Origin of the sequence: Sphingomonas oleivorans, from assembly GCF_003050615.1 — a bacterium.
GTDB lineage: Bacteria > Pseudomonadota > Alphaproteobacteria > Sphingomonadales > Sphingomonadaceae > Sphingomonas_H > Sphingomonas_H oleivorans.
In genome coordinates this window covers 111,610-136,012 of sequence record NZ_NWBU01000010.1, presented here as the reverse complement: position 1 = coordinate 136,012, position 24,403 = coordinate 111,610, and the positions used below count along the sequence as shown (strand labels likewise).

Here is a 24,403-nt window from a genome sequence, read left to right as displayed (position 1 = left end):
TGACTTATTGTCGCCGTCTGAAGGCGCCTACAAGGCCGCGACAAGGAAGAGGACGACCGCCACAAGGCCGAGCAGGCTCCGTCCGCCATGGAGCAGTCCCCAGCGACGAATGAGACGCCGCGTCTCCGCCGAAGCCTGCTGGGGCGCTATGGCCTCCAGCTTCCGGTTGGTCGGCATGATCGCGAGCATCGTATAGGGCCAGTTGGCGAGAATGATCAGCGCGCCCGCCAGCCAGAGCGGCCGCGCGCTCTCCCACCAGGCAAGGACGCCGAGCAGGGCGGCGATCATCGCCAGCGGCGCCTGCATCGCGAAGCCGCGCTTATAGGCCGGCTTCCATTCTGCAAGCAGAGCCTCGTCATCGAGGTGCAGCCGAGCGGGCTGCTCCGCCACATTTATGTAGATGGCGGCACCCGTGAAGAGCGCCGCGACTATCAGCGCCAGCAGCCCGAACATTCGCTCGCTCCCATCAGCCCGACCGCCTTTCTGATGTTCCGGCGCCGACATCAAAATCCCCCGACACGACGCGACCGCCGATCAGGCCGTCCGATCACGCTTTTCCGAAAGCCGGCCGAGAAGGACGGCGAGCAATCCTTCCAGCGAATAAGGCTTCTGCAGAAGCTCGAACCCATGGCTGCCTTCCCTGGCGATCACATGGCTGTAGCCGCTGGTAAGCACCACGGGCAGGTCGGGCCAGCGGCGGCGAATCTCCAGCCCCAGATCGATCCCGTTAAGGCCGGGCATCACGACATCCGAAAAGACGAGGTTGAACTCCTGGCGCCGCGCATCGAGTATCTCCAGCGCGTCTTGCGCCGACGTAGCCCAGGTTACCGACTGGCCGAGCTCCGTCAGCAATCCGAATGCGAACTGGCCCACCATTCCATTATCTTCGACCAGAAGGATGGAGGCGCTGGCGGGCTGCCCCGGTTCGGCGATGGGCGACTGGCTTTCAGCCGATGACGATGCCGCCCCCTGTTTCGAGCTGCGCGGAAGATAAAGGGTGAAGGTCGTGCCTTTGCCGAGGTGACTGGCGGCGTCGATCTCGCCGCCCGATTGCTTGGCGAAGCCATAGACCTGGCTGAGGCCGAGGCCCGTGCCCTTATTGATCTCCTTTGTGGTGAAGAAGGGCTCGAAGATACGCTTCAGCGTCTCGGCATCCATGCCTATCCCATCATCCTCGACCGAAACGGCAAGGAAGGCGCCCTTGGCAGGCGCATGCGAGCGGACATCCGGCACGCCATCGGCATTGCGCGCCCTGATCTTAAGCTCTCCCCCGCCGGGCATGGCGTCGCGGGCGTTGATCACCATGTTCAATATGGCCGTGTCGAACTGAGTGGGATCTGCCTCGACCCATCCGATATCGTCGGCCACGTCAACCTCCATCTTGATCGTGGAGCCGATAGTGGTCGAAATGATATGTTCCAGGCCTCTGATGCGCGCGGCGACGTCGAACAATTCGGGGCGCAGCGGCTGCCGACGCGTGAACGCCAGCAATTGCGTCGTCAGCAAGGTGGCGCGGTCGGCGGTTTCGGCGATTGCGTCAATATATCGCGCGCGCTTCTCGTCACTGAGACCGGGCATGCGCAGCAGATCGACCGATGAGCGGATGACGGTCAGCAGATTGTTGAAATCATGTGCCACGCCGCCGGTGAGACGGCCGACCGCCTCCATCTTCTGCGCCTGCGCCAGCGCCTCGCGGGCCTTGTCTATTTCCTGCTGGGCCTTGCGGCGCTCGGTGATGTCGCGCGTGACCTTGGCGAAACCGATCAGCTCGCCATTTTCCGTAATCACGGGATCGATGACGACGGAGGTCCAGAAGCGGCTGCCATCCTTGCGCACGCGCCAGCCTTCGGCCTCGAACCTGCCTTCGCGCGCCGCGATCTGCAGCGCACGCTCGGGCAAGCCGGCTGCACGATCCTCTTCCGTGTAGAATCGCGAGAAGTGCTGGCCAAGAATCTCCTTGGCGGAATAGCCCTTGAAATGCTGCGCGCCGGTGTTCCAGCTACATACATGACCCGCCGGGTCCAGCAGATAGATGGCATAATCCTTGACCGCATTGATGAGCAGCTGAAAGCGCTGATCTCCGCTCAATAGCTCCAGGCCAGGCCGGCTGTGCGGTGCAGGATCGGTCATCAGCGGCTTTCCTGTCCAAGTTTATGGGAAGAAGCGCAATGGCTTCAACATGCCCGCCCCGATCAAGGAGCTGTCGCCATTCCCTGCCCGACTATCCTGGTCGCCGTCCAGCTATTGAATTCAAGCGAATAAACGCGGGGCTCACACTATTCGGGCCCGATCAGCCATGCGGCAGGCAACTTGCGCGCTCCCGCCCCTTACCCGCCCTACCGCTCCACCGCAACAATGGTCGTCGCCAGCCGCTCGACCTCGGCGCGGTCGTGGCTGACATAGAGGATGGGCAAGGCAAGCTCGTCGCGCACCCGCTCGATTACGCCCATTATCTCCTCGCGCCGCGCCACATCGAGCGAGGCGAGCGGCTCGTCCATTAGCAGGAAGCGGGGGCTGGAGAGCAGCGCGCGGCCGATCGCGACGCGCTGCGCCTCGCCGCCCGACAGGGTGCGCGGCCAGCGGTCGAGAAGCGTGCCGATGCCGAGAAAGTCCGTCACCTCCTCCAGCCCCATCAGCCGCCGGCCCCGGGGCGCCAGCCGCTGACCGTAGAGCAGGTTGGTGCGCACCCGCATATGCGGGAAAAGCCGCCCGTCCTGAAAGACATAACCCGCCCGCCGCCGCTCGGGCGGCAGGTCGATGCCCTCGTCCGCGTCGAACAAGGTCTCGCCATCGACGATGATGCGCCCCCATTCCGGGCGGAGCAGGCCGGCCACCATGTTGAGCAGGCTCGTCTTGCCCGCGCCCGACGGGCCGAACAGCGCGGTCAGCCCGCTTTTGCTGCGGAAGGATGCACCCAGCCGCGCCTCGCCCAGCCGCAGCCCGACCGAAACGTCAAAGGACATGGCCGCCCCCAAATCCCCTTGCCGCCCCCCGCCGCGCCAGCGCTTCGGACAGGATCAGCGCCGCCAGCGACAGCAGCACCGATATGATGGCGAGCCGCGTCACCGCCCCTTCCGATCCCGGCACCTGCAGCGCGGAATAGATGGCGATGGGGAGCGTCCGCGTCTCGCCGGGAATGTTGGAGACGAAGGTGATCGTCGCCCCAAATTCCCCGATCGACCGGGCGAAGCCCAGCACCAGCCCGGCAACGATCCCCGGGACGGAAAGCGGCAGCGTGATCGTCGCGAAGCTATGCCACCGCCCTGCCCCCAATGTCCGCGCGGCGCCCTCCAGCCGGCGGTCGACCGCCTCGATCGACAGGCGGATCGCGCGCACCATCATCGGCAGCGCCATCACCGCCGCCGCGAGCGCCGCCCCCGTCCAGCGGAACATGAATGTGAATCCGAGCCAGCGTTCCAGCCACGCCCCCGCCGGCCCCGTCCGGCCGAACAGGATGAGGAGCAGCCAGCCCGTCACCACCGGCGGCAGCACCAGCGGCAGATGCACCAGCCCGTCGAGCAGAAATTTGCCCGGAAAGCGCCCACGCGCCAGCGCCCAGGCGAGCGCGAAGGCGATCGGCAGCACCGCGAGCACCGCGACGCCGCTCACCTTGAGCGACAGCCGCACGATTTCCCATTCCTCGGGCGAGAGCAGCATCGGGGCTCAGCGCGCGGTGAAGCCATAGCGCGCGAAAACCGCCTTGCCGGCGCGCGAGATCAGGAAACGGCGGAATCCCTCGGCCTCCGCGCTCGTCACCGTCTTGAGCAGCGCCACCGGATAGGTGATCGGCGGATGGCTGTCTGGCGGGAAGACGCCGACGATCCGCACCGCCTTCGATGCCTTGGCATCGGTCGCATAGACGATCCCGAACGGTGCCTCGCCCCGCTCCACCAGCGCCAGCGCCGCGCGTACATTCTCGGCCTGCGCCACCTTGCCTTGCACCGAAGGCCAGACGCCGAGCGCCGTCAGCGCCGCCTTGCCATATTTGCCCGCCGGCACCGCATCGGGATCGGCCATCGCCAACCGCCCCGTGCCGAGCGCGCGGGCGAGCGGGAAGCCCTTGCGGATCGCGATCGCCTGTCGGCTTCCCGCCGGCGCCACCAGCACCAGCCGGTTGGCGAGGAAGGAGATGCGCGTTTCCGGCCGGATCAACCCCTTGGCCGCAACCGCGTCCATCCAGGGCTCGTCCGCCGAGATGAACATATCCGCCGGCGCCCCCGCCTCGATCTGCCGCGCCAACGCCGAGGACGCGGCGAAAGACAATATCGGCCGCTCATGCCTGCGTGCCGCCCAGGCATCCGCCGCCGCGTTGAGCGATTCCTGAAGGCTCGCCGCCGCCAGCACGAGCGGCGGCTTCGCCTGTACGGGCAGGCCGATGCCCAGCACCGCGAGCAGGATCAGCAGATGGGCCAGAAGGCGGTGCAAGATGGTTCTCCCTGTATCGCTATGCACCGTCATATACAGCGATGCGACGACGACGCCAGCCTCAGCGTGGGATGGGCAGCAGCATCGCCTTCAGCGCGTCGAGCTCCGGACATTCCGCCGCCGCCGCAATGCGCTGCTCGATCGCGCGATAGGATTCGAGCACCCGGCGCCCCGTCTCGGTCAGCGCCGCGCCGCCGCCCTTGCTGCCGCCCGCCGCCGCCTCGACCAGCGGCTCGGCCCAGCAGCGGTTCATCACATCGACGAGCAGCCAGGTGCGCCGGTAGCTCATCCCCAGCACGCGGCCGGCGGCGGAGATGGAGCCATGTTCCGCGATCGCCTCGAGCAACGCCGCCTTGCCCGGGCCTATAGCGATCTCGCTGCCCAAGAAGAGCTGCGCCTTGAGCTTCAGGAAGAAGGGATCGGCCATGATCGGCGCCTCAATCGAAATGCGCCCGGCCCAGCGCATGGCCCATCGGCCCATGGCCCGCGCCGAAGCCCGGTGCAGCGATCAGCGCCGCACGCACATAATCCCGCGCGATGCCGACCGCCTTTTCGATTGGCAGCCCTGCCCCCAGCCCGGTCGCGATCCCGCTCGCCAAGGTGCAGCCGGTGCCATGGCTGTGGCGCGTCTCGATCCGCTCGCCTTCCCAGCGCGTCACGCCTTCGGCAGTCATAAGCATGTCCACCAGCCTGTCGCCCGGCAGATGCCCGCCCTTGGCGAGCAGTGCACGCTTATGCTGCGCCGCCAGCATTGCTGCCGCTGCCTCGACCTCGGCAACGGTGCGGATCGTCCGACCGGACAATATTTCCAGCTCGGGCAGGTTGGGCGTCGTCACCGTCGCTATCGTCATCAGCCGCGCAAAGGCCGCCACCGTCGCCGCGTCCGCCAGCCGCGCACCGCTCGTCGCGACCATCACCGGATCGAAGACGATCGGCACATCGCCCAGCCGCGCGAGCCGCGTCGCCAGCGCGTCCGCGGTCTCCGCCGATCCGATCATCCCGATCTTGACCGCATCCACGCCGATGTCGCCAGCCACCGCGTCGATCTGCGCCAGCACCATATCCGTCGGCACGGGCAGCATAGCGGAGACGCCCAGCGAATTCTGCGCGGTGACAGCGGTGATCGCAGTCATCGCATGGCCGCCGAACATGGTGACGGTCTTGATATCCGCCTGGATCCCTGCCCCGCCGCCACTATCCGATCCGGCGACGATCAGCACACGGGGGATCATGCCGCGCGCTTCACCGCCGCGCATATCTCGTCGACGACCGCGCCCACCAGCTGCTCATCCTCGCCTTCCGCCATCACGCGGATCAAGGGCTCGGTGCCAGACTTGCGGATCACCAGCCGGCCCGTGCCGTTGAGCTTCGCCTCCGCATCCGCGATCGCAGCCTTCACTTTCTCATCCTCCAGCGGCTGCCCGCCCGCGAAGCGGACATTCTTCAGCAGCTGCGGCAGCGGATCGAACTGGTGCAGCAGCTCGCTCGCCGGCCGGCCACTCTCAACCAGCTCGGCCAGCACCTGCAATGCCGCGATCAGCCCGTCGCCCGTGGTGGCATGATCGGTCAGGATGATATGGCCCGATTGCTCGCCGCCGACATTATAGCCGCCGGCACGCATCGCCTCGACGACATAGCGATCGCCGACGGCGGTGCGGATCAGTTGCAGTCCCTGGCCGCCGAGGAATCGCTCCAGCCCCAGATTGGACATGACGGTGGCGACGATCCCGCCGCCCTTGAGCATCGCGCGACGGCCCCAGGAGGCACCGATCAGCGCCATGAGCTGGTCGCCATCCACCACCTGCCCCTTGTCGTCGACGACGATCAGCCGGTCCGCATCGCCATCGAGCGCAATGCCGATATCGGCACGCGTCTCCACCACCTTGGCGCACAACGCCGCCGGATCGGTCGATCCGCAGCGCTCATTGATGTTGATGCCGTTGGGCGACACGCCGAGCGCGATCACCTCGCCGCCCAGCTCCCACAAGGCCTCGGGCGCCACCTTGTACGCCGCGCCGTTCGCGCAATCGACGACGATGCGCAGCCCATCGAGCCGCAGATGCTCGGGGAAGCTCGATTTCACCGCATGGATATAGCGTCCCTGCGCATCGTCCACGCGCCGCGCGCGGCCGATCTCGGCGGAAGGGGCGAGGCTCGGCGTCGCCTCCAGCGCCGCCTCAATCTCCGCCTCGTCCGCGTCGGACAGCTTATATCCGTCCGGCCCGAACAGCTTGATGCCATTGTCCGCGAAGGGATTGTGGCTCGCGGAGATCATCACGCCCAGATCCGCGCGCATCGATCGCGCCAGCATCGCCACCGCCGGCGTCGGCATCGGCCCCACCAGCACCACATCCATGCCGACGCTGGTAAAGCCCGCCACCAGCGCCGATTCCATCATATAGCCCGAAAGCCGCGTATCCTTGCCGATCACGACGCGGTGGCGATGCCGCCCGCGCAGGAAATGCGCGCCGGCCGCCTGGCCCACGCGCATCGCTATCTCCGCCGTCATCGGCGTCTGGTTGGTCCGTCCACGAATGCCGTCCGTGCCGAAATATTTGCGTGCCATCGTCCTCGAGCCGGTTCCATCATGCTGAACAGGCAGCATTGCCATTGCGGCCGGAATAGCCCGAAGCGACGCCGGGAGCATCACGAAATGTAGCGCTTTGCGCTATAGTGTCAGGACGCGGAAGGCAGGTTCACCCGCGCCCGCTCGGCACCCCGCACGAACAGCGCCGCATCCGCCGCGAGCGCCTCCAGCCGCCAGCCCTGGAAACTTTCCCCCACGCGAAGGATCTGCGTGCCGCCTGACGGGGTGCGGACCAGCACGACCGCATCGTTCGGCAGCCGGCCGACGATCCCCGCCACTTCCGGCACGCCCTCCACATCGCCGGAGGGGATATCGTCACCAAGCTCCGAACCGGAATCCGATGGGACGGCGCGAGGCGCGAAGAGCGCGCGGCCGGACGCCGCCTCGAACGGCATCGCCGCCCGGATCGCGATCGGCGGCGGGACGGACGCGGACGCGGCGGCGGGAGGCCGATCGCCCTCCGCCAGCAGCCAGGCCGGGCCCGCGACCGCCGCCAGCGCCGCTCCGACAAGCGCCATGTACCGGGCCGGAAGGCGCGGGATCATTCGGCCGCCTGCCATATCGCGATCGCCTGCCCCTCGAAACGGATTGCCGGCGCCGCCTCGCGCGCACGCTCCATCCGCCATTCGCCGAAGCGGATCGCGGGGCGCCCGCCCTCGACGGCCGTGATGAAGCGGAGCATCGCCGCCTCGGGCCCGGACAATAGGATATGTGCACGCGCCATGGCCGATCCGCCATCCGGCCCCCGGCGCTCCTCCAACCGCTCGATCAGCACACCCGCGCGCGTCGCAGCCTCGCGCAACCTTTCCCGCAACGCCCGATCCGCCGCCGCCTGATCCGGAACGGAGAGATATTGGCCCGGCGCGGCGAGCCGGACGGGCGGCAAAGCCGGCCGCGTAGCGATCCGCTCGACCGCTTCGCGCCGCGCACGCGCCGCATCGAGCATATCGAGCGCGGGGCGAGTGAGCTGGACGAATGCCGCCCATCCGCCCGCCACAAGCAGCAGCGGCAGCAGCGGGCGCGCCCTGCGGAGCAGCGCCGCCTTCATGACGCATCCGCCTTAAGCGTAACGCGCACTCCATCGTCCGCATCCGTCTGCCCGATCATGCGAAAGGTGCCGAGCAGCGGATCACCCTGTAGGGCCAGACGCAGCGCATCGGGATCGGCGCAATCGATCTCGGCACCGATCGCGCCCTTGCCATCCCGGGAGAGCGCGTTGATCCGCGCATCGGCGGGCAGCGCCTGCGCCAGCCGCTCGATCGTCTCGGCGACAGTCGGCCGCGCCATTAGCGGGGCGAGCATTGCGCGCGCACGGGCGCCCTCCCGCGCCGCCGCCACCGCCGCGATCTTGACTGCCGCACGCCGCTCGACCTCCAGCCGCGCCGCATCATTCGCCGCCGCCAGCATATGCGCGCCGAGGAAGGTCGCGATGGGGATCGTCGCAAGAAGGGCCGAGGGCCAGAGCACATGCCGGGTACCAGCGTTCAGCAAGGCGCCGATCGCGACCGGCGGGCTCCGCTTCGTCTGGCCGCGCCTGGCCAGCCACCCGCGCAGCGCCCGCGCGACATGGTCGAACAGGCTCGGGCCGGGCTGCCGATCCTCCAAATTCATCCCCCTCGATCGGGCTTCGCTGGCTGGGCTTGGAATCACGCCGCTCGTCCGTATTTCGTCCGGCGTGCCATTTGCGCCATTCGGTTACAGGATTAAGACAGATTTAATTTGATCCGCCGAGTCACAAAAGAGTCAAGGCCCCACAATAACGCTCCGCCCCGTTCAAGAAAGTGCAAGCTCTCACTAGCCAATCGGGGGGATAGACAACATGGCCGATTCCGAGATGATTCCCGGCGGATATTCCGACGGGAATGTGGATACCAACCGCTCGAACAATCCGACGCTCGAAAGCATCGTCGAGAAGCGCTATTCGCGTCGCCAGACCTTGTTCGGCGGCATGACCGCGACCGCCGCCGCGCTGTTCCTTTCGGCCTGCGGCGAGGACAAGGATGAGGCCCCCATCGTCGATTCGGGCGGCGCGCGCTCCACGAGCTCGGGCAAGCTCGTCACGCTGAAGGGCAGCGCGACCGATGCCAAGGGCAGCATCACCAGCTCCGCCTGGACGCAGGTTTCCGGTCCTTCCGTCACCTTCCTCAGCAATAGCGGCGACACCGCTACCTTCATCGCACCCAGCGTCGCCAGTTCGACCGACTTCGTCTTCCACTTCGCCGCGCAGGACAATGGCGGCAACACCACGACGGCCGACAGCACCGTCACCGTCGCCCCCGGCAAGCTCGACTTCACCGCCGTCCCGAAGAATCTGAACGATATCGTGACGGTGCCCGCCGGTTATAGCGTGACCGTGCTTTATCGCCTGGGCGATCCGATCACCGCCGCGACGCCTGCCTATGCCAATAACGGCACCGACGGCAATTTCGCGCAGCGCGCGGGCGACCATCATGACGGCATGACCTATTTCGGCCTTGCCGCGACCGGCAATGCCCGCGACGACCTCAGCAGCACGCGCGGCCTGCTCGCGATCAATCATGAGAATATCACGCAGCGCTATCTCCATCCGAACGGCCCCACCGGTACGGGCACCGGCCAGTCCCGCCCGGAAGCCGAGGCGATCAAGGAAATCGAGGCGCATGGGATGAGCGTCATCGAGATCGCGCGTGGTGCTACCGGCTGGAGCTATGTCCAAGGTTCCGCGCTCAATCGCCGCATCACGCCGCTCACGCCCATGGTCTTCAACGGCCCGGTGCGCGGCAGTACCCAGCTTCGCACCCGCTTCTCGCCCGATGGCACGCAAGGCCGCGGCACGATCAACAATTGCGCCAACGGCACCATGCCCTGGGGCAGCTATCTCACCTGCGAGGAGAATTGGGTCGGCTATTTCCGGCGCGGCGGGACAGATAATGCGGCGCGCGGCGGCGCCACCGCCAAGTCCGTAATCTCGCTCAACCGCTATGGATCGAGCCAGGGCGCGTCGGGCAATTATGGCTGGAGCACGGTCTCGCCGGCCGATCCGACCAATAGCGGCTTTGCGCGCTGGAACGTGTCGGTGGACCCGCTGGCGCCGGCCGATGGCACGGGCGATTTCCGCAACGAAATCAACCAATATGGCTGGGTGGTCGAGGTCGATCCCTATGATCCCACCTCGACGCCGCGCAAGCGCACCGCGCTTGGCCGCATGAACCATGAAGGCTGCTGGCCGTCGAAGATGGTCGAGGGCCGCAAGCCCGCTTTCTACATGGGCGACGATGCGCGCGGCGAATATCTCTACAAGTTCGTCTCGAACACGCCCTGGGTCGCGGCCGATGCCAACAATACCAACCGCCTCGCGATGGGCGATAAATATCTCGATGCGGGCACGCTCTATGTCGCGCGCTTCGACGCGACCGGCCAGGGCGTATGGCTGCCGCTCGTCTTCGGCCAGGGTTCGCTGACCCCGTCCAACGCCGCCTATCCCTTCGCGGATCAGGCCGACGTGCTGATCAATGCCCGGCTCGCCGCCGACGCGGTCGGCGCGACCAAGATGGACCGTCCGGAATGGACCACGGTCAATCCCAAGACGGGTGAGATGTATCTCACGCTCACCAACAACAATGCCAGCGTTCGTCCGCTCAACGGCACGGACGCCGCCAATCCGCGCCACTATAACGACCCGAAGGACACGACGGCGCAGCGTGGCAACCCCAACGGCCATATCCTCCGCCTGCGCGAGACCGGCGACAGCAGCGAGGCGACCACGTTCCAGTGGGACATCTATACCTTCGGTGCGGGCGCAGATCTGGATGCGACCAACATCAACATCTCCGGGCTCGACGCCAGCAACGACTTCTCCAGCCCCGATGGCCTGTGGTTCTCGCGCCCGACCAATCCGGGCGGCCTCGTCAATCCGCTGATGTGGATCCAGACGGACGACGGCGCCTATACCGACGTCACCAACTGCATGATGCTCGCCGCAATGCCGGGCGTGGTCGGTGACGGCGGCGTGAAGACCATCACCAATACCGGCGCGGACGGCAGCACCAGCAGCCAGCAGACCTTCGCCGGCAAGGCGCCGGGATCGAACCTGCGCCGCTTCCTGGTGGGGCCGAAGGAATGCGAGATCACCGGCATCGATTCGACGCCGGACGGCCGCACCCTCTTCGTCAACATCCAGCATCCCGGCGAGGATGTGGGGACCAACTTCCCCACCAGCTTCTCCAGCAACTGGCCGGCGAGCCAGACCAGTTCCAGCGCGGTGTCCCGCCCGCGCTCGGCGACGATCATCATCACCAAGGATGATGGCGGCGTCGTCGGCCTCTGATAATCCCCGACCCCCACAAGACTGGAAGGCCCGCCCCGGCGGGCCTTCTTTTTTGCCTTCAGGTCATGACCATCGCCATTCCGACGAAGGCAGGAAGACGGGCCTGCATTGAACCACCGCGCTCAGCCTGAGCGCCGGATAATGCAGGCGGAAGCGCCCTATCCTACCACTCATAAGCCTTGGGCAGCGCGCCCTCGGGCGCCTGACGGAAACGGTCGCGCAGCTTGGTCTGGCGGTTTTCGAGCGGCTGTTCGACGCCGTCGATCATCACCAGCGTCGGCGCGGACGACAGCTCGAGCGGATCACCGTCCCAGACGACGATATCGGCGCGCAGGCCGGGCTTGAGCGAGCCGATCTCGCTGCCCAGTCCCACCGCTTCGGCCGGCTTCGACGTGATCGTCGCCAGCGCCGCGCCCCAATCGAGCCCCGACGCACCCGGAACGCGCGTCAGCCCGACGAGATTGCCCGCATATTGCTTGATCAGCCGCGCCTGCCGCGCCTCATCATCATTGATCATGCCGATCGAGACATTGACGCCCGCCGCCTTCAGCCGGCCGATATTCGACTGGGTCGCCGCCAGCGACTCGAAAGACGCCGGAAGATCGGCGAGCGCGGAGGCAATCACGGGCACCTTCGCCGCCGCGATCTGCGGCGCCACCGTCCAGCCCTCGCTCGCGCCGACCAATACCAGCTTGAGCTTCGGGAACTCGCGGGCAAGCTCCAGCGTGCGCAGGATATCGCTCGCGCGCTCGACATGGATGAGGAGCGGCACCGTCCCGTTCACGATCGGCACCAGCGCCTGCGCATCGAGCCGCGTCAGTTGCCGCTCGAAGCCATCGTCGCTTGCCCCACGCGCCATCGCCTGCGCTTCCATGAGCGCGTTGCGGAAGGCGACATGCGCCGCGGCCCGGCTGCCGCCGCTGGAGAGCGCGCCGGCCTCGCCAAATTCCATGAACTGGAAGGCGCGCGGCCGCATCACCGCATCGGCATCCGCACCCAGATCGATGATCGCGCCCTGGCCGGCAAAGATCGACTTGCCCGGCGCGGGTGCGACCACCGCGCGGGTCACGCCCTCGGCGCGATTGACCGCGATCGGGCCCGCCTTGGGATTCACCGCGGGCGCCACGTCGATCGCAGCGGAAAAGGGCGATCCGTCCGCCTCCGAATCGTCGGTCTGGGACACGCCGTCCACCTCGACGATGCCGATCCGCGTGAAGCCCGCGACCAGCCCCGGCGAGACCCATTTGCCCGCCGCATCGATCCGCCGCGCACCCGCCGGCACCGCGACGCCGCTGCCGGCCGCCACGATGCGCCCGTCGCGGATCAGCACCGTGCCATTGTCGATCGGTTGCGATCCGTCGCCGATGGCGATCCTGCCGCCGGTGATCGCGATCGTCTCGGCCGAAAGCGGAGACGCGATCAGCGCGGCCGCACAGAGAAGGAGGCGCTTCATTTCACATCTCCCTCGCCCGGCTGGCCCAGCTCGAAATCGGATACGGGCCTCCGCTTCGGATCATTGGCGTCATAGAGGAGCGCACCGTCCACCCACACTTTCTCGGGCCGCGTGTAGACGCTCAGCGGATTGCCGTTCCACAGCACGATATCGGCCATCTTGCCGGGCTTCAGGCTGCCCGTCTTGTCGGCGATGCCCAGCGCCTTGGCGGGGCCGATCGCGAGCCAGGTCCAGGCTTCCTCGTCGGACACGTTGATGCCGATCCGCCGGCCGTCCGCCAGCGTCTTGGCCACTTCCTGGTTGAGCCGCTGAATGCCGTTGGCGTCGTCCGAATGGATCATCGCGCAGGCGCCCGCCTTGTGGAGCAGCGGGAGATTTTCGTTCACCGCGTCATAGGACTCCATCTTGAAGCCCCACCAGTCCGCCCAGACGGCGGAACAGACGCCGTTCGCCTTCAGAAGATCGGCGATCTTGTAGCTTTCCACCGCATGGTGAAAGGCCGTGACCTTATATCCGAACTCCTTGGCCATATCCATGACGATGGCCATCTCGTCCGCGCGATAGCAGTGATTGTGGACGAGTATCTCGCCCTTCAGTACGCCCATCAGCGTGTCCATCTGAATATCGCGCGCGGGCGGCTCACCGCCCTTCTCGGCATATTTGTCCCATTTGGCCATATAGTCCTTGGCCTTGAGCCAGGTCGCGCGATCGGTGGCGACATTGCCCATGCGCGTGCCGGGCGGCTGGTTCTTGCTGCCATAGACGCGCTTGGGATTTTCGCCGCACGCCATTTTGAGGCCATAGGGCGCGCCGGGGAACTTCATCCCCTGCATCGTGCGCGCATAGACATTTTTGAGCGTGACCGAACGGCCGCCGAACAGATTGGCCGAGCCGGGCAGGATCTGCAGCGTGGTGACGCCGCCATTGACGAGCGCGCGGCTGAAGCCCGGATCCTGCGGCCAGACGCTATGTTCGGCCCAGACCTGCGGGGTGACGGGGCTCGTCATCTCATTGCCGTCGGACAGCGCCTGCACCTGGGGGCTGGGATAGTCGCCCAGATGGCTGTGCACGTCGATCACGCCGGGCGTGACCCATTTGCCGCGCCCGTCGATCACCATGGCGCCCGCCGGCGCCTCCACCGACGCGCCGAGCGACACCACCTTGCCGTCCGCGAACAGGATCGATCCATTGTCGATCCGCCCGCCCTCGCCATCATAGATGGTAACGTTCGTCACCAGCGTCGGCACGCCCGGATAGGAATGATAGGTCGATGGATAAGGATCCATCGCGAAGAGCGGCCCCTTGGGCGGCGGGGCGGAGGATGCCGATTTGGGCTTTTCCGCCTGGCCGCACGCCGCCAGCGCGAGCAAGGCCGCGCCCCCCAATAGTTTACGCAACATCGGTTCCCCCCTGAAGAATGGGCTTATCGGGTTTCGCGCTCCGTATGCATGCCGGGTGCCTGCGGCTCGCCAATCTGCTCCTGCCCCGCGAGCAGCGGATCGTCCTTGCCCAACGTGTCGAGATGCATCAGCCTCTTGAACAGGGGCGAGATCAGGATCACGGCGACGCCCGTCGCCACCGCGATCCAGCCGACGGTCGAATAGACGCTGGTCACCCCCTCTGGCCCCACATTCTCGCCGGCGCCCGTGGCCTGGGCGATCAATCCCGCGGTGAAATTGCCCGCGGACGTGGCGAAGAACCAGGTGCCCATGATCAGACCCACCATCTGCGGCAGCGCCATCTTGGTCATGGCGGAAAGACCGACGGGCGAGAGGCAAATCTCACCCATCGTGTGCAGCAGATAGATCAGGAAGATGAAGATCACCGGCGTCAGCTCGCCTTCCGACGCCATCGCGCCCGCGACGAGCACAAGGAAACCCGCACCGAGCTGGATCATGGCCAGGCCGAACTTGGCCGGCGTCGAAGGCTCCAGATTGTGCCGGCCGAGCACCGTCCAGAGCCAGGCGAAGAGCGGCGCCAGCAGCACGATGTAGATCGAGTTGATTGATTGGAACATGGAAGCCGGAATTTCGACGCCGAAGATCGTCCGATCCACCTGCCGGTCGGTATAGACGTTGAGCGACGAACCCGCCTGTTCGAACAAGGCCCAGAACAGTACCGAGAGAACGATCAGGAACAGCGCCGCGAAGATACGATCGCGGTCCACCGGCGCCAGCTTCGTCGTCGAACTATAGAGGATGTAGCAAACCAGCAACGCCCCCGACAGGCCGAGCAGCCAGCCCACCAGTTCCTGATATTGCACGAGCTGCCAGCAGATGACGACTGCCGCGATGCCGCCGAGATAGATGATCCATTCGCGATTGAGGCCGAACAGCTTCTCCTTCAGCCTCTCCGGTACCGGCGGCTCGCCACGGCCGAGCAGAGCGGGCTTGCCCCAGATGAAGACCAGCAGGCCGAGCAGCATGCCCACGCCCGCAGCGCCAAAGCCGTAGGACCAGCCGTAGCGCTGACCGAGAAAGCCCGCGATGAGCGGGCCCAGCGCGCCGCCTACGTTGATGCCCATGTAAAAGATGGTGAATGCGGGATCGCGCCGTGGATCGTTGCGCGGATAAAGCGATCCCACGATCGTCGAGATATTCGCCTTCAGGAAGCCGACACCGACGACGATGAAGCCCAGTCCGAGATAGAAAATCGAGAGATAGATGCCCGCCTGTCCGCGTTCGCCTTCAAAGCCCAGCAGGAAATGGCCCAGAGTCAACAATATCGCGCCATAGAGCACGGCCTTGCGCGCGCCCAGCCAGCGGTCCGCCAGATTCCCGCCGATCACCGGCGTGATATAGGCCAGCGCCGTATAGGCGCCGTAGATCATATAGGCTCGGGTGTCGGTGAAACCGAAATGGTCGATGAGGTACAGCACCAGCAAGGCGCGCATTCCGTAATAGGAAAATCGCTCCCACATTTCGGTGAAGAACAGCACGAGCAGGCCGCGCGGGTGGCCGAGAAAGGTCTTGCCCTTCACGGTGAAATCATGGGTAGTGGTTGCCATCAGGCGCATTGCTCCGCGCAGAATTGGATGTTGCCGGGCAGCCCGGCGCGATTGCGGGGCAGACTAGCGCTTTGATTGCGCGTGTGAAGAAGATTGTTGCGCGTCGATGACGCTGGTACCGCGATGGCCATGTTCAACGATCGCTCCTCGCCCGCCGCCCTTCTCGCCACCCGCCGCTCCGGCAAGCCGCGCGACATGGTCGCGCCGGGGCCGGACGAGGCGCAGCTCCGACGCATCCTCCAGGTCGCGATCCGCACGCCCGATCATGGCAAGCTCGCCCCCTGGCGCTTTCTGATCGTGCCCGCGGAACGGCGGGACGCGCTCGCCGCGCTGCTGCGCGCCGCCTATCTGGAGGAGAAGCCCGGGGCCGGCCGGCTGGAGCTGGAGGCGATGGACCAGTTCGCCCGGCAGGCGCCGACGCTCGTCATCGCCTTCGCTGCACCCGACAAGGGGAGCCATATTCCGGTCTGGGAGCAGGAGCTTTCCGCCGGCGCCGCCTGCATGAACCTGCTGACCGCCGCCCATGCCGAAGGCTTCGTCGCCAGCTGGCTGACCGGCTGGGCCAGCTATTCCGCCGCTGTCCACCGCGCGCTCGGCGCGAAGGAAGAGGAGCGCATCGCCGGCTTCATCTTCATCGGCACGCCCAGCCGCGAGCTGGAGGAGCGCCCACGCCCCGACTATGACTCGGTCGTGTCGGTCTGGCAGGGCTAGAGCCGAGCTTTCCGAACATCGGTCCGCCATCCCTGCAAGAACAGGAATGGCGGATCAATCCTGACCCAGCGCCGCCCGGAGCTTACTGCACCAGCTTGTCGATCTTCGACTGGAGGCTGGCGAGCTGTTCCTTGAGCGCGGCGAGATCGTCGCTGCTCGGGGCAGTCGCGGGTGCGGCAGGTGCCGCCGGCTTGGCCGTGGCCGTGCCGGGAATCCCCTTGAACGCCGCCGCCGCCGCTTCCAACATGTCCATGTTGCGCTTGGCGATCTCTGCGAAGGGACCGCCGGCGAAGGCGCCCTCCATCGCCGCGCGGAACTGGTTCTGGTTCCGGCGGAAGGCATCCATCGACGCCTCCAGATATTGCGGAACCATCGACTGCATGGAATCGCCGTAGAGCGAGATCAGCTGCCGCAGGAAGCTCACCGGCAACATCGTCTGCCCGCGATTCTCCTCCTCCATTATTATCTGGGTTAGGACATTATGGGTGATGTCCTCCTCGCTTTTCGCGTCGATCACCTTGAAGTCGCGCCCCTCGCGCGTCATCTGGGCGAGATGCTCGAGCGTGATGTAACTCGACGTTTCGGTGTTATAAAGACGGCGGTTCGCATATTTCTTGATTATAACCGAACCGGAGCCATCAGACGTCTTGGCCATGCCGCATACCTCTCCTCTCGATGCTGCGAGTTTAGCACCATCCCATGACGCGCCGCAACACAGGCCGCGTCCGCTCCCTCTTTTCCTGGACTTGCTGCGCAACGAAACTGCGGAAAATCCGGATCGGATGCGCGCCGCTTTGAAGGGCCTGCGCGCCTATCAGAATGCGCCCCGCCCACCCCGCCCGCCCGCCATGCCGGTCGTCGCCGAAGCCGGCCGGGCGCGGCTGCGCGACTATGGCGGAGAAGGGCCGCCGATCGTCTTCGTTCCCTCGCTGATAAACCCGCCCAATGTGCTCGATCTGACGCCGGAGAAGAGCCTGCTCCGCTGGCTCGCCACGCAGGGCGTCCGCCCGCTGCTGGTCGATTGGGGCGATCCGGGCGCGGAGGATCGCAACATGTCGGTCGCGGGCCATGTCGAGCAATTGCTGCTGCCGATGCTCGACGCGCTGGGCGAGCCCGCCACGCTCGCCGGCTATTGCGTAGGCGGCACGATGGCGCTGGCCGCCGCCGCGCGGGCTCCGGTCCGCTCGCTCGTGCTTCTCGCGACGCCCTGGCATTTTTCCGGCTTCCCGGAGGGCGCGCGCAGCTTCCTCGCCGATCTGTGGGAGCGGGCCGCGCCGCTTGCCGATCATCTCGGCCTGCTGCCGATCGAGGTGCTCCAGACCAGCTTCTGGCAGCTCGACCGGACGCGCACCATCGCCAAGTTCGAAGGCTTTTCAACCGTCGATCCGGACAGCGACACGGCGCGCGGCTTCGTGGCGCTGGAGGATTGGGCAAGCGACGGCCCCCCGCTCACCTACGCTGCAGGCCGCGAGCTGATCGAGGATTTCTTCACTGCCGATCTTCCCGGCCGCAGCGAATGGCAGGTAGGCGGCGCGCCAGTCGATCCTGCGGCCTTGTCTTGCCCGGTGCTGAATATCATCTCCTCGAAAGACCGGATCGTGCCGGCGGCCAGCGCCCCCCAGCTTGGAGAGCGGAAAATGCTCGATCTCGGCCATGTCGGCATGGTTGTCGGCAGCCGCGCGCGCACCAGCCTGTGGGAACCGCTGGCCCATTGGCTTTTACGTTCGTGAATTTGCTGATAGGCGCAGGGGAAACAGAGCCGTTAGCCATGAACACGGATCGACCCTAGGAGCAGAGACAATGTCTGACATCGTCATCACCGGAGCGAAGCGTACCCCCGTCGGCAGCTTCATGGGCGCGTTCGGCGCGACACCCGCGCATGAGCTGGGCCGCGTCGCGATCGAGGCCGCGCTCGCCCAGGCGGGAGTCGAGGCGGCCGAGGTGGACGAGGTCATTCTCGGCCAGGTGCTCACCGCCGGCCAGGGCCAGAATCCGGCCCGTCAGGCGGCGGTCAATGCCGGCATCCCGCAGGAGGCGACCGCGATCGGCATCAACCAGCTTTGCGGCTCCGGCCTGCGCGCGGTGGCGCTCGCGGCGCAGGCGATCCGGCTGGGCGATTCCTCGATCGTCGTCGCGGGCGGGCAGGAAAGCATGTCGATGGCGCCCCATGCGCAGTATCTGCGCGGAGGCGCGAAGATGGGCGCGATCAGCCTGTTCGATACGATGCTGGCGGACGGGCTGACCGACGCCTTCCACAATTATCATATGGGCATCACGGCCGAGAATCTGGCCGAACGCTATCAGGTCACCCGCTCCGATCAGGACGAGTTCGCCGTCGCCAGCCAGAACAAGGCCGAGGCGGCCCGCGCCTCCGGCCGGTTCAAGGACGAAATCGCGCCCGTCACGATCAAGACCCGCAAGGGCGAGACGATCGTCGTCGAGGACGAATATATCCGCGCCGGGGTGACGATCGACAGCATTTCGGGCCTGCGCCCCGCCTTCAAGAAGGATGGCAGCGTCACCGCCGCCAATGCCAGCGGCCTCAATGACGGCGCCGCCGCAGTGGTGCTTATGACCGCGGACGAGGCGGCCAAGCGCGGCGCGCCGATCCTCGGCCGCATCGCATCCTGGGCGACCGCGGGCGTCGATCCCGCCTATATGGGCATCGGCCCTGTGCCGGCGAGCCGCCGCGCGCTGGCCAAGGCGGGCTGGACGGTCGCCGATCTGGATCTGATCGAGGCCAATGAGGCCTTCGCCGCGCAGGCGCTGTCGGTCGGCAAGGAGCTCGGCTGGAATGGCGAGATCGTCAATGTGAATGGCGGCGCCATCGCCATCGGCCATCCGATCGGCGCGAGCGGTGCGCGTATCCTCAACACGCTTCTCTATGAAATGGCCAAGCGCGACGCGAAGAAGGGACTCGCCACGCTGTGCATCGGCGGCGGCATGGGCATCGCCATGTGCATCGAGCGAGCATGATCCCGACGATCCGGCACTGATCCGGCTTCGGTCCATGGAAAGAGCTGCCCCCTTGCGGGGGCGGCTTTTTCTTTGCCGGATCAATCCTGCTTTCTCGGATGCGCCTTCAGCCAGGCGATCACCTTTTCGGGCGCGCTCTCGCCATAGGGATCATTGTCCACACCATCGTCATTGATACCCGGCTCCTCGAACCATCCGACGATCCGGCCGTCATCGACCACCATCGCATAGCGCCAGCTCCGCTCGCCGAAGCCGAGATGGTCCTTGCGCACGAGCATCCCCATCCGCCGGGTGAAATCGCCCGATCCGTCGGGCAGCAGCTTGACCTTCGAAAGATGGAGCGACTTGCCCCATTGATACATTACGAAGGCGTCGTTGACCGACAGGCAGTAGACCTCGTCCGCCCCCGCCGCGCGCAGATCGTCATAGCTGCGTTCATAGGCCGGGCATTGTTCGACCGTGCAGGTGGGCGTGAAGGCGCCCGGCAGCGCGAACAGCACCACCCGCCGCCCCCTGAAGAGATCGGCCGTGTCCACATCCTGCCAGCGGAAAGGATTGGGACCGCCCACGCTCTCGTCGCGGACACGGGTTTTCAACGTGACATGGGGGACTGGCCGTCCGAGCATCTGCGCCTCCTCGCTCGAGGGTAAGCGCGGACGGGAAGCTTCAGCTTATCGGCCCGTCCGCGCGGCCCTGAACGAACTGATCCACATAGGGGTTGCCTGAATCGTAAAGCCGATCGCGCGGACCACGCCAGATGATCTTGCCCTGATAGAGCATCGCCACGCGGTGCGCGATCTTGCGCGCGGACGCCATGTCATGCGTGATCGTCAGCGCCGTCACCCCCAGATCCTCGACCAGGCTGACGATCAGGTCGTTGATCACGTCCGCGCGGATCGGATCGAGCCCGGTGGTGGGCTCGTCGAAGAAGATGATCTCGGGCCGGGGCGCGATCGCGCGGGCGAGCGCCACGCGCTTCTGCATGCCGCCTGAAAGCTCGCTGGGGCGGAGGTCGAGTATCTTCGCGTCGAGGCCGACCCGCTCCAGATTTTCCTCGGCGATCATGCGCATCCGCGCCGCATCGCGATGATGCCCCTGTGTCAGCGCGAAGGTCACGTTGCGCCAGATGGGCAGCGAATCGAACAGCGCACTACCCTGGAACAACATGCCGAACTTGGCCCTCAGCCGCTCCAGCTCCTTGCCACGCTGGCCGATAATCTCCTCGCCATCGACCCGGATCGATCCCGCATCGGGCTGGATCAGGCCGAGTATGCATTTCAGCGTCACCGACTTGCCGCTGCCGGACTGGCCGATGATCGCGAGCGACTCGCCCGGATCGATCGAAAGATTCACGCCGTCGAGCACGCTGATCGGCCCGAAGCTCTTGGTCACACCGTCGAGGACGATCTTGGGGGCGGGGCTGGCCATCTGTCCCGCGCCTCAGCCGAATGCCATCACGGTGATGACGAGGTTCGCGATCAGGATCAGCACGAAGGCCGAAACGACCGCGTTGCGCGTGGCATTGCCCACGCCGGCTGCGCCCCCCTGCGTGTGATAGCCATGATAGCAGCCCATCAGCGCCATGAAGAAACCGAACACCCCCGCCTTCACCAGCGCCATCGCGAAATCGTCCGAATTGAGATAGCGCCGCGTCACGCCCAAATAGTTGGCCGCGTTGAAGCCCAGCTTATGCACCGAAATCAGATAGCCGCCGAAAATGCCGATCGCATTAGCGACCAGCACCATGATCGGCAGTGCGATCAACGAGGCGAACAGGCGCGGCGCGATCAGATAGCGGAAGGCATCGGTCCGGAGCGTCACCAGCGCATCGAGCTGCTCGGTCACGCGCATCGTGCCGATTTCCGCCGCCATGGCGGAGGAGACGCGGCCCGCCACCATCAGGCCGACGAGCACGGGCCCCAGCTCGCGCACCATGCCGATCACCACCACCGCCGGCACGGTCGATTGCGCGCTGAAGCGCGATCCGGCGACAAAGATCTGCTGCGCGAGCGCGGCGCCCGTGAAGATCGCGGTCAGGCCCACGACCGGCAGCGAGAACCAGCCGATATGGGCGAGCTGATCGAGCAGCCGCGCCGGATAATAAGGCGGCGTCAGCGCGCGCACGATCGTGCGGAAAGCAAAGATCGTCACCCGCCCCACCGCCGTCAGCGCAGCGAGAAAAGGCGTTCCGATCCAGACGAGCAGGCCGGCAATTGCGGCGGCGGGGCTTGAAACTGTCATGACCAGCAGCGCTGATAGCGGCGGCCGAGGCCGGTCAGCAACTCATATTGCGAGAGACCCGTTACGGCGGCGGCATGCGGCAGCTCGTAATCGACCGAAATGCGATCCCCCTCGCCGATCGGAAGCGCGCCGGGATCGACCGCGATCAGGTCCATCGAGATGCGGCCGACCAGCGGACGCGTCTCGCCCGCGATGCGCACGCTGCCCTGCTCCCCGAAGGCGCGCAGATAGCCATCCGCATAGCCGAGATTGAGGATCGCGAGGCGCATGTCGCGCTGCGCCGTGAAGCTCGCGCCATAGCCGACCGTGGCGCCCGCGGCCACGGTCCGCACCTGCAGCACCTGCGCCTCGATCATGGCGACCTGCGCCATCTCCACGCCCGGCGCAGGCGCGCCGCCATAGAGGGCAAGGCCCGGGCGCGTCAGATCATGGGCATAATCGCCGCCGAGGCAGATTCCCGCCGAATTTGCGAGGCTGTAGCGCTTCGCTGGAACCCGTGCGCGGACTGCGCGGAAGGCATCGCGCTGCCGGACGTTCAGCGGATGATCGGGCTCGTCGGCGCAGGCGAGATGGCTGAGCAGCGTCTCGACAACGAGCCCGTCGAACAGCCCCGACGCAGCTTCCTCCAGCGTCAGCCCCAGTCGGTTCATGCCCGTATCGACCATCACATCGCATGGCCGGCTCGACGCCTCCGCCTTCCAGCGCGCCACCTGCGTCGCGCTGTTGAGCACGGGTCGCGCGGGCGAGGCGAGCGCAGCCGCCATATCCTCCGCGCGCACACCATGGAATACGGAGAGCATAGCCCCTTCCGGCAGGGCGCCGAGCGCATCCGCCTCGGCCCATGTCGCGACGAAGAAATCCCGGCATCCCGCCTTGGCCAGCCGCGCCACCACCTCGCGCGCGCCCAGCCCATAGCCATCGGCCTTCACCGCCGCGCCGCAGGCCGCGGCTCCGCCCAGCCGCGCCAGATGGCGCCAGTTACGGATCAGCGCATCGCCATCGAGGAGCAGGCGCAGAGGCGGATCGGCGGGCAGCATCCGCGCCGCGATAGAGGGCGTAGCCCGTACAGGGCAAGAGGCGGACGCGCCTCCTCGCTCAATCCAGGTCGCGCCCGGCAGTCTCCGGCAGCCAGAAGAGCGTGACGAACAGCGCCATCACCACCACCCCCACCGTATACCAGAGCCCGGCAAAGGGATCGCCCGTGCGCGCCACTATATATTGGCTGATGAAGGGCAGGAATCCGCCGAAATAGCCCGTGCCGACATGATAGGGCACGGACATGGAGGTGTAGCGCACCCGTGCCGGGAAAAGCTCCACGAGCAGCGCCGCGACCGGCCCGTAGGTCAGCCCCGAAAGAAAGCCGATCACCACCAGCGCGAGCACGATGCGCGCCGCCTGGCCGAAGGAAGGCGTGCGTTTTTCAAGCGGATAGCCGGCCGCCTTCAGCGCCGTATCGAGCGCCACCGGATCGGCTGCGTCGACGGTACGCCCGCCGATCGTCACCACGGGCGCGCGCGCCTCCGGCCCCGCCACCTTGTTATAGGCGACGCCCTTCCGTGACAGCGCATCGAGCAGGCGCCCGCAGGCCGTTTCCTGCATCTTCGTCTCGAACGGATCATAGCGACATTCGCTGCCCGTCACGACCACCGGATTGCGCGCCATCGCGATCGCCAGCTCGGGATTGGCCGAGGCCGCCATCCAGTGGAACAGCGGGAACAACAGCAGGATCGTCAGCGCATAGCCGATCAGGATCGGCCTCTTGCGCCCCACCTTGTCGGACAGCCAGCCGAACAGGATGAACCAGAACAGGCTCACCACCGCGCCCGCGCCGACGATCAGCCGCGCCGAGACATCTTCGATCCTGAGCGCATTCTGGAGGAAATAGAGCGCCTGGAACTGCCCCGTATACCAGATCACGGTCAGCCCCGCCGCGATGCCGAACAGGGCGACGAACAGCAGCCGTACCTTGCCCCAGCTATCGAAGCTTTCCTTGAGCGGGTTGCGCGCCGTCTCGCCCGCTTCCTTGAGCGCCTTGAAGACCGGGCTTTCCTTCAGCTTCAGCCGGATCCACAGCGACACGCCAAGCAGTACGACCGAAAAGAGGAAGGGAATGCGCCAGCCCCATTCGGCGAAGGCCGCCTTGTCCACAAAGGCGTTGGCGACGAGCACGACGATCAGGCTGAGCAGGAAACCGCCAATCACGCCCGCCTGGATGAAGCTGGTGTAGAAACCCCGCCGCCCGCGCGGCGCATGTTCGGCGACATAGATGGCCGCCCCGCCATATTCGCCGCCGAGCGCGAGCCCCTGGAGCACGCGACACAGCACCAGCAATATCGGCGCCGCCACGCCGATCCGCTCATAGGTGGGCAGCAGGCCCACCGCGGCCGTCGCCCCGCCCATCAGCGCGATCGTCACCAGAAATGTATATTTGCGGCCCAACCTGTCGCCCAGCACGCCGAACAGCACGGCGCCGAGCGGGCGCATGCCGAAGCCCACGCCGAAACTCGCCAGGAAGATCAGCAGGCTGACGGCGGGATTGTCCGATGGGAAGAAATGGCTGGCGACGATGCTCGCCAGCGTGCCGTAGACGAAGAAATCATACCATTCGAAGATAGTGCCGAGCGTCGATGCGAGGATCACCAGCAGGTCGCGCCCCCGCCCGCCCGACTCGCCGCCGATCGCCACGATGCTTGCCAT

At 66.3% G+C, this 24,403-nt stretch carries 24 protein-coding genes; 4 read left to right on the top strand and 20 right to left on the bottom strand.

Features of this window, described 5'->3' with window-relative positions; genetic code table 11:
* Nucleotides 1–27: 27 nt before the first annotated feature.
* The 11 genes from CLG96_RS12030 to CLG96_RS11980 form a co-directional block, all read right to left on the bottom strand.
* Complete coding sequence (locus CLG96_RS12030) at nt 28–453, bottom strand: anthrone oxygenase family protein (RefSeq protein ID WP_107968230.1); 426 nt, start codon at nt 451–453, stop codon at nt 28–30.
* Nucleotides 454–534: 81 nt separating this feature from the next.
* Nucleotides 535–2,130: a PAS domain-containing sensor histidine kinase gene (locus CLG96_RS12025; protein ID WP_107968229.1), complete on the bottom strand. Its 1,596-nt coding sequence runs from the start codon at nt 2,128–2,130 to the stop codon at nt 535–537.
* Nucleotides 2,131–2,336: 206 nt separating this feature from the next.
* The gene (locus CLG96_RS12020) at nt 2,337–2,963 is read right to left on the bottom strand and encodes a molybdenum ABC transporter ATP-binding protein (protein WP_107968228.1); all 627 of its coding nucleotides are present in this window, start codon (nt 2,961–2,963) and stop codon (nt 2,337–2,339) included.
* A complete protein-coding gene (modB, locus tag CLG96_RS12015; RefSeq protein WP_107968227.1) occupies nt 2,953–3,657 on the bottom strand; it encodes a molybdate ABC transporter permease subunit in 705 nt (234 codons plus the stop codon). Before modB ends, CLG96_RS12020 begins: the two co-directional genes overlap by 11 nt.
* Before the next feature lie 6 nt (nt 3,658–3,663).
* Nucleotides 3,664–4,458, bottom strand: a complete 795-nt coding sequence (modA, locus tag CLG96_RS12010) for a molybdate ABC transporter substrate-binding protein (protein ID WP_107968226.1) — start codon at nt 4,456–4,458, stop codon at nt 3,664–3,666.
* 28 nt (nt 4,459–4,486) lie between these two features.
* A complete protein-coding gene (locus CLG96_RS12005; protein ID WP_107968707.1) occupies nt 4,487–4,852 on the bottom strand; it encodes a winged helix-turn-helix domain-containing protein in 366 nt (121 codons plus the stop codon).
* Nucleotides 4,853–4,862: 10 nt separating this feature from the next.
* Nucleotides 4,863–5,657, bottom strand: coding sequence for a bifunctional hydroxymethylpyrimidine kinase/phosphomethylpyrimidine kinase (thiD, locus tag CLG96_RS12000; RefSeq protein WP_107968705.1), 795 nt, complete (start codon nt 5,655–5,657; stop codon nt 4,863–4,865).
* Nucleotides 5,654–6,991, bottom strand: a complete 1,338-nt coding sequence (gene glmM / locus CLG96_RS11995) for a phosphoglucosamine mutase (protein ID WP_107968703.1) — start codon at nt 6,989–6,991, stop codon at nt 5,654–5,656. The genes thiD and glmM overlap by 4 nt, the downstream gene beginning before the upstream one ends.
* 110 nt (nt 6,992–7,101) lie before the next feature.
* Complete coding sequence (locus CLG96_RS11990) at nt 7,102–7,557, bottom strand: hypothetical protein (protein WP_133175396.1); 456 nt, start codon at nt 7,555–7,557, stop codon at nt 7,102–7,104.
* A complete protein-coding gene (locus CLG96_RS11985) occupies nt 7,554–8,060 on the bottom strand; it encodes a hypothetical protein (protein ID WP_107968224.1) in 507 nt (168 codons plus the stop codon). The genes CLG96_RS11990 and CLG96_RS11985 overlap by 4 nt, the downstream gene beginning before the upstream one ends.
* The gene (locus CLG96_RS11980; RefSeq protein WP_107968223.1) at nt 8,057–8,623 is read right to left on the bottom strand and encodes a hypothetical protein; all 567 of its coding nucleotides are present in this window, start codon (nt 8,621–8,623) and stop codon (nt 8,057–8,059) included. The genes CLG96_RS11985 and CLG96_RS11980 overlap by 4 nt, the downstream gene beginning before the upstream one ends.
* A gap of 208 nt (nt 8,624–8,831) precedes the next feature.
* Here CLG96_RS11980 and CLG96_RS11975 point away from each other — a divergent pair, with 208 nt between their 5' ends.
* Nucleotides 8,832–11,318 (top strand): PhoX family protein, encoded by a 2,487-nt coding sequence (locus CLG96_RS11975; RefSeq protein WP_107968222.1) that lies wholly within the window; start codon nt 8,832–8,834, stop codon nt 11,316–11,318.
* A gap of 163 nt (nt 11,319–11,481) precedes the next feature.
* Here CLG96_RS11975 and CLG96_RS11970 read toward each other — a convergent pair whose 3' ends face one another.
* The 3 genes from CLG96_RS11970 to CLG96_RS11960 are packed head-to-tail and all read right to left on the bottom strand — an operon-like array spanning nt 11,482 to nt 15,778.
* Nucleotides 11,482–12,771 carry an amidohydrolase family protein gene (locus CLG96_RS11970; RefSeq protein ID WP_107968221.1) on the bottom strand — a complete coding sequence of 430 codons (1,290 nt, stop codon included), beginning with the start codon at nt 12,769–12,771 and terminating at the stop codon, nt 11,482–11,484.
* Nucleotides 12,768–14,171 (bottom strand): amidohydrolase, encoded by a 1,404-nt coding sequence (locus tag CLG96_RS11965; protein WP_107968220.1) that lies wholly within the window; start codon nt 14,169–14,171, stop codon nt 12,768–12,770. The genes CLG96_RS11970 and CLG96_RS11965 overlap by 4 nt, the downstream gene beginning before the upstream one ends.
* A gap of 23 nt (nt 14,172–14,194) precedes the next feature.
* Nucleotides 14,195–15,778 carry a peptide MFS transporter gene (locus CLG96_RS11960; protein ID WP_107968701.1) on the bottom strand — a complete coding sequence of 528 codons (1,584 nt, stop codon included), beginning with the start codon at nt 15,776–15,778 and terminating at the stop codon, nt 14,195–14,197.
* Between the two features lie 129 nt (nt 15,779–15,907).
* Between CLG96_RS11960 and CLG96_RS11955 the strand changes: the two genes are divergently transcribed.
* Entirely contained in the window at nt 15,908–16,489 is a 582-nt protein-coding gene (locus CLG96_RS11955; protein WP_107968699.1) for a nitroreductase family protein, read from the top strand.
* Nucleotides 16,490–16,571: 82 nt separating this feature from the next.
* On the opposite strand, the gene phaR is transcribed toward CLG96_RS11955, so the two are convergent.
* Nucleotides 16,572–17,144 carry a polyhydroxyalkanoate synthesis repressor PhaR gene (phaR, locus tag CLG96_RS11950; RefSeq protein WP_107968219.1) on the bottom strand — a complete coding sequence of 191 codons (573 nt, stop codon included), beginning with the start codon at nt 17,142–17,144 and terminating at the stop codon, nt 16,572–16,574.
* Nucleotides 17,145–17,271: 127 nt separating this feature from the next.
* Here phaR and CLG96_RS11945 point away from each other — a divergent pair, with 127 nt between their 5' ends.
* Together CLG96_RS11945 and CLG96_RS11940 are read left to right on the top strand one after the other, a co-directional pair.
* A complete protein-coding gene (locus CLG96_RS11945) occupies nt 17,272–18,219 on the top strand; it encodes an alpha/beta fold hydrolase (protein ID WP_243395757.1) in 948 nt (315 codons plus the stop codon).
* Nucleotides 18,220–18,289: 70 nt separating this feature from the next.
* Nucleotides 18,290–19,465: an acetyl-CoA C-acetyltransferase gene (locus CLG96_RS11940; protein WP_107968217.1), complete on the top strand. Its 1,176-nt coding sequence runs from the start codon at nt 18,290–18,292 to the stop codon at nt 19,463–19,465.
* An 80-nt stretch (nt 19,466–19,545) separates the two neighbouring features.
* On the opposite strand, the gene CLG96_RS11935 is transcribed toward CLG96_RS11940, so the two are convergent.
* Genes CLG96_RS11935 through CLG96_RS11915 form a run of 5 tightly spaced genes read right to left on the bottom strand, consistent with a single transcriptional unit; the run spans nt 19,546 to nt 24,403 of the window.
* Complete coding sequence (locus CLG96_RS11935) at nt 19,546–20,091, bottom strand: peroxiredoxin (RefSeq protein WP_107968216.1); 546 nt, start codon at nt 20,089–20,091, stop codon at nt 19,546–19,548.
* A 40-nt stretch (nt 20,092–20,131) separates the two neighbouring features.
* The gene (locus CLG96_RS11930; protein ID WP_107968215.1) at nt 20,132–20,893 is read right to left on the bottom strand and encodes an ABC transporter ATP-binding protein; all 762 of its coding nucleotides are present in this window, start codon (nt 20,891–20,893) and stop codon (nt 20,132–20,134) included.
* A 12-nt stretch (nt 20,894–20,905) separates the two neighbouring features.
* Complete coding sequence (locus tag CLG96_RS11925) at nt 20,906–21,706, bottom strand: MlaE family ABC transporter permease (protein WP_107968214.1); 801 nt, start codon at nt 21,704–21,706, stop codon at nt 20,906–20,908.
* Nucleotides 21,703–22,743, bottom strand: a complete 1,041-nt coding sequence (alr, locus tag CLG96_RS11920) for an alanine racemase (RefSeq protein WP_107968213.1) — start codon at nt 22,741–22,743, stop codon at nt 21,703–21,705. The genes CLG96_RS11925 and alr overlap by 4 nt, the downstream gene beginning before the upstream one ends.
* Before the next feature lie 58 nt (nt 22,744–22,801).
* The gene (locus tag CLG96_RS11915; protein ID WP_107968212.1) at nt 22,802–24,403 is read right to left on the bottom strand and encodes an MFS transporter; all 1,602 of its coding nucleotides are present in this window, start codon (nt 24,401–24,403) and stop codon (nt 22,802–22,804) included.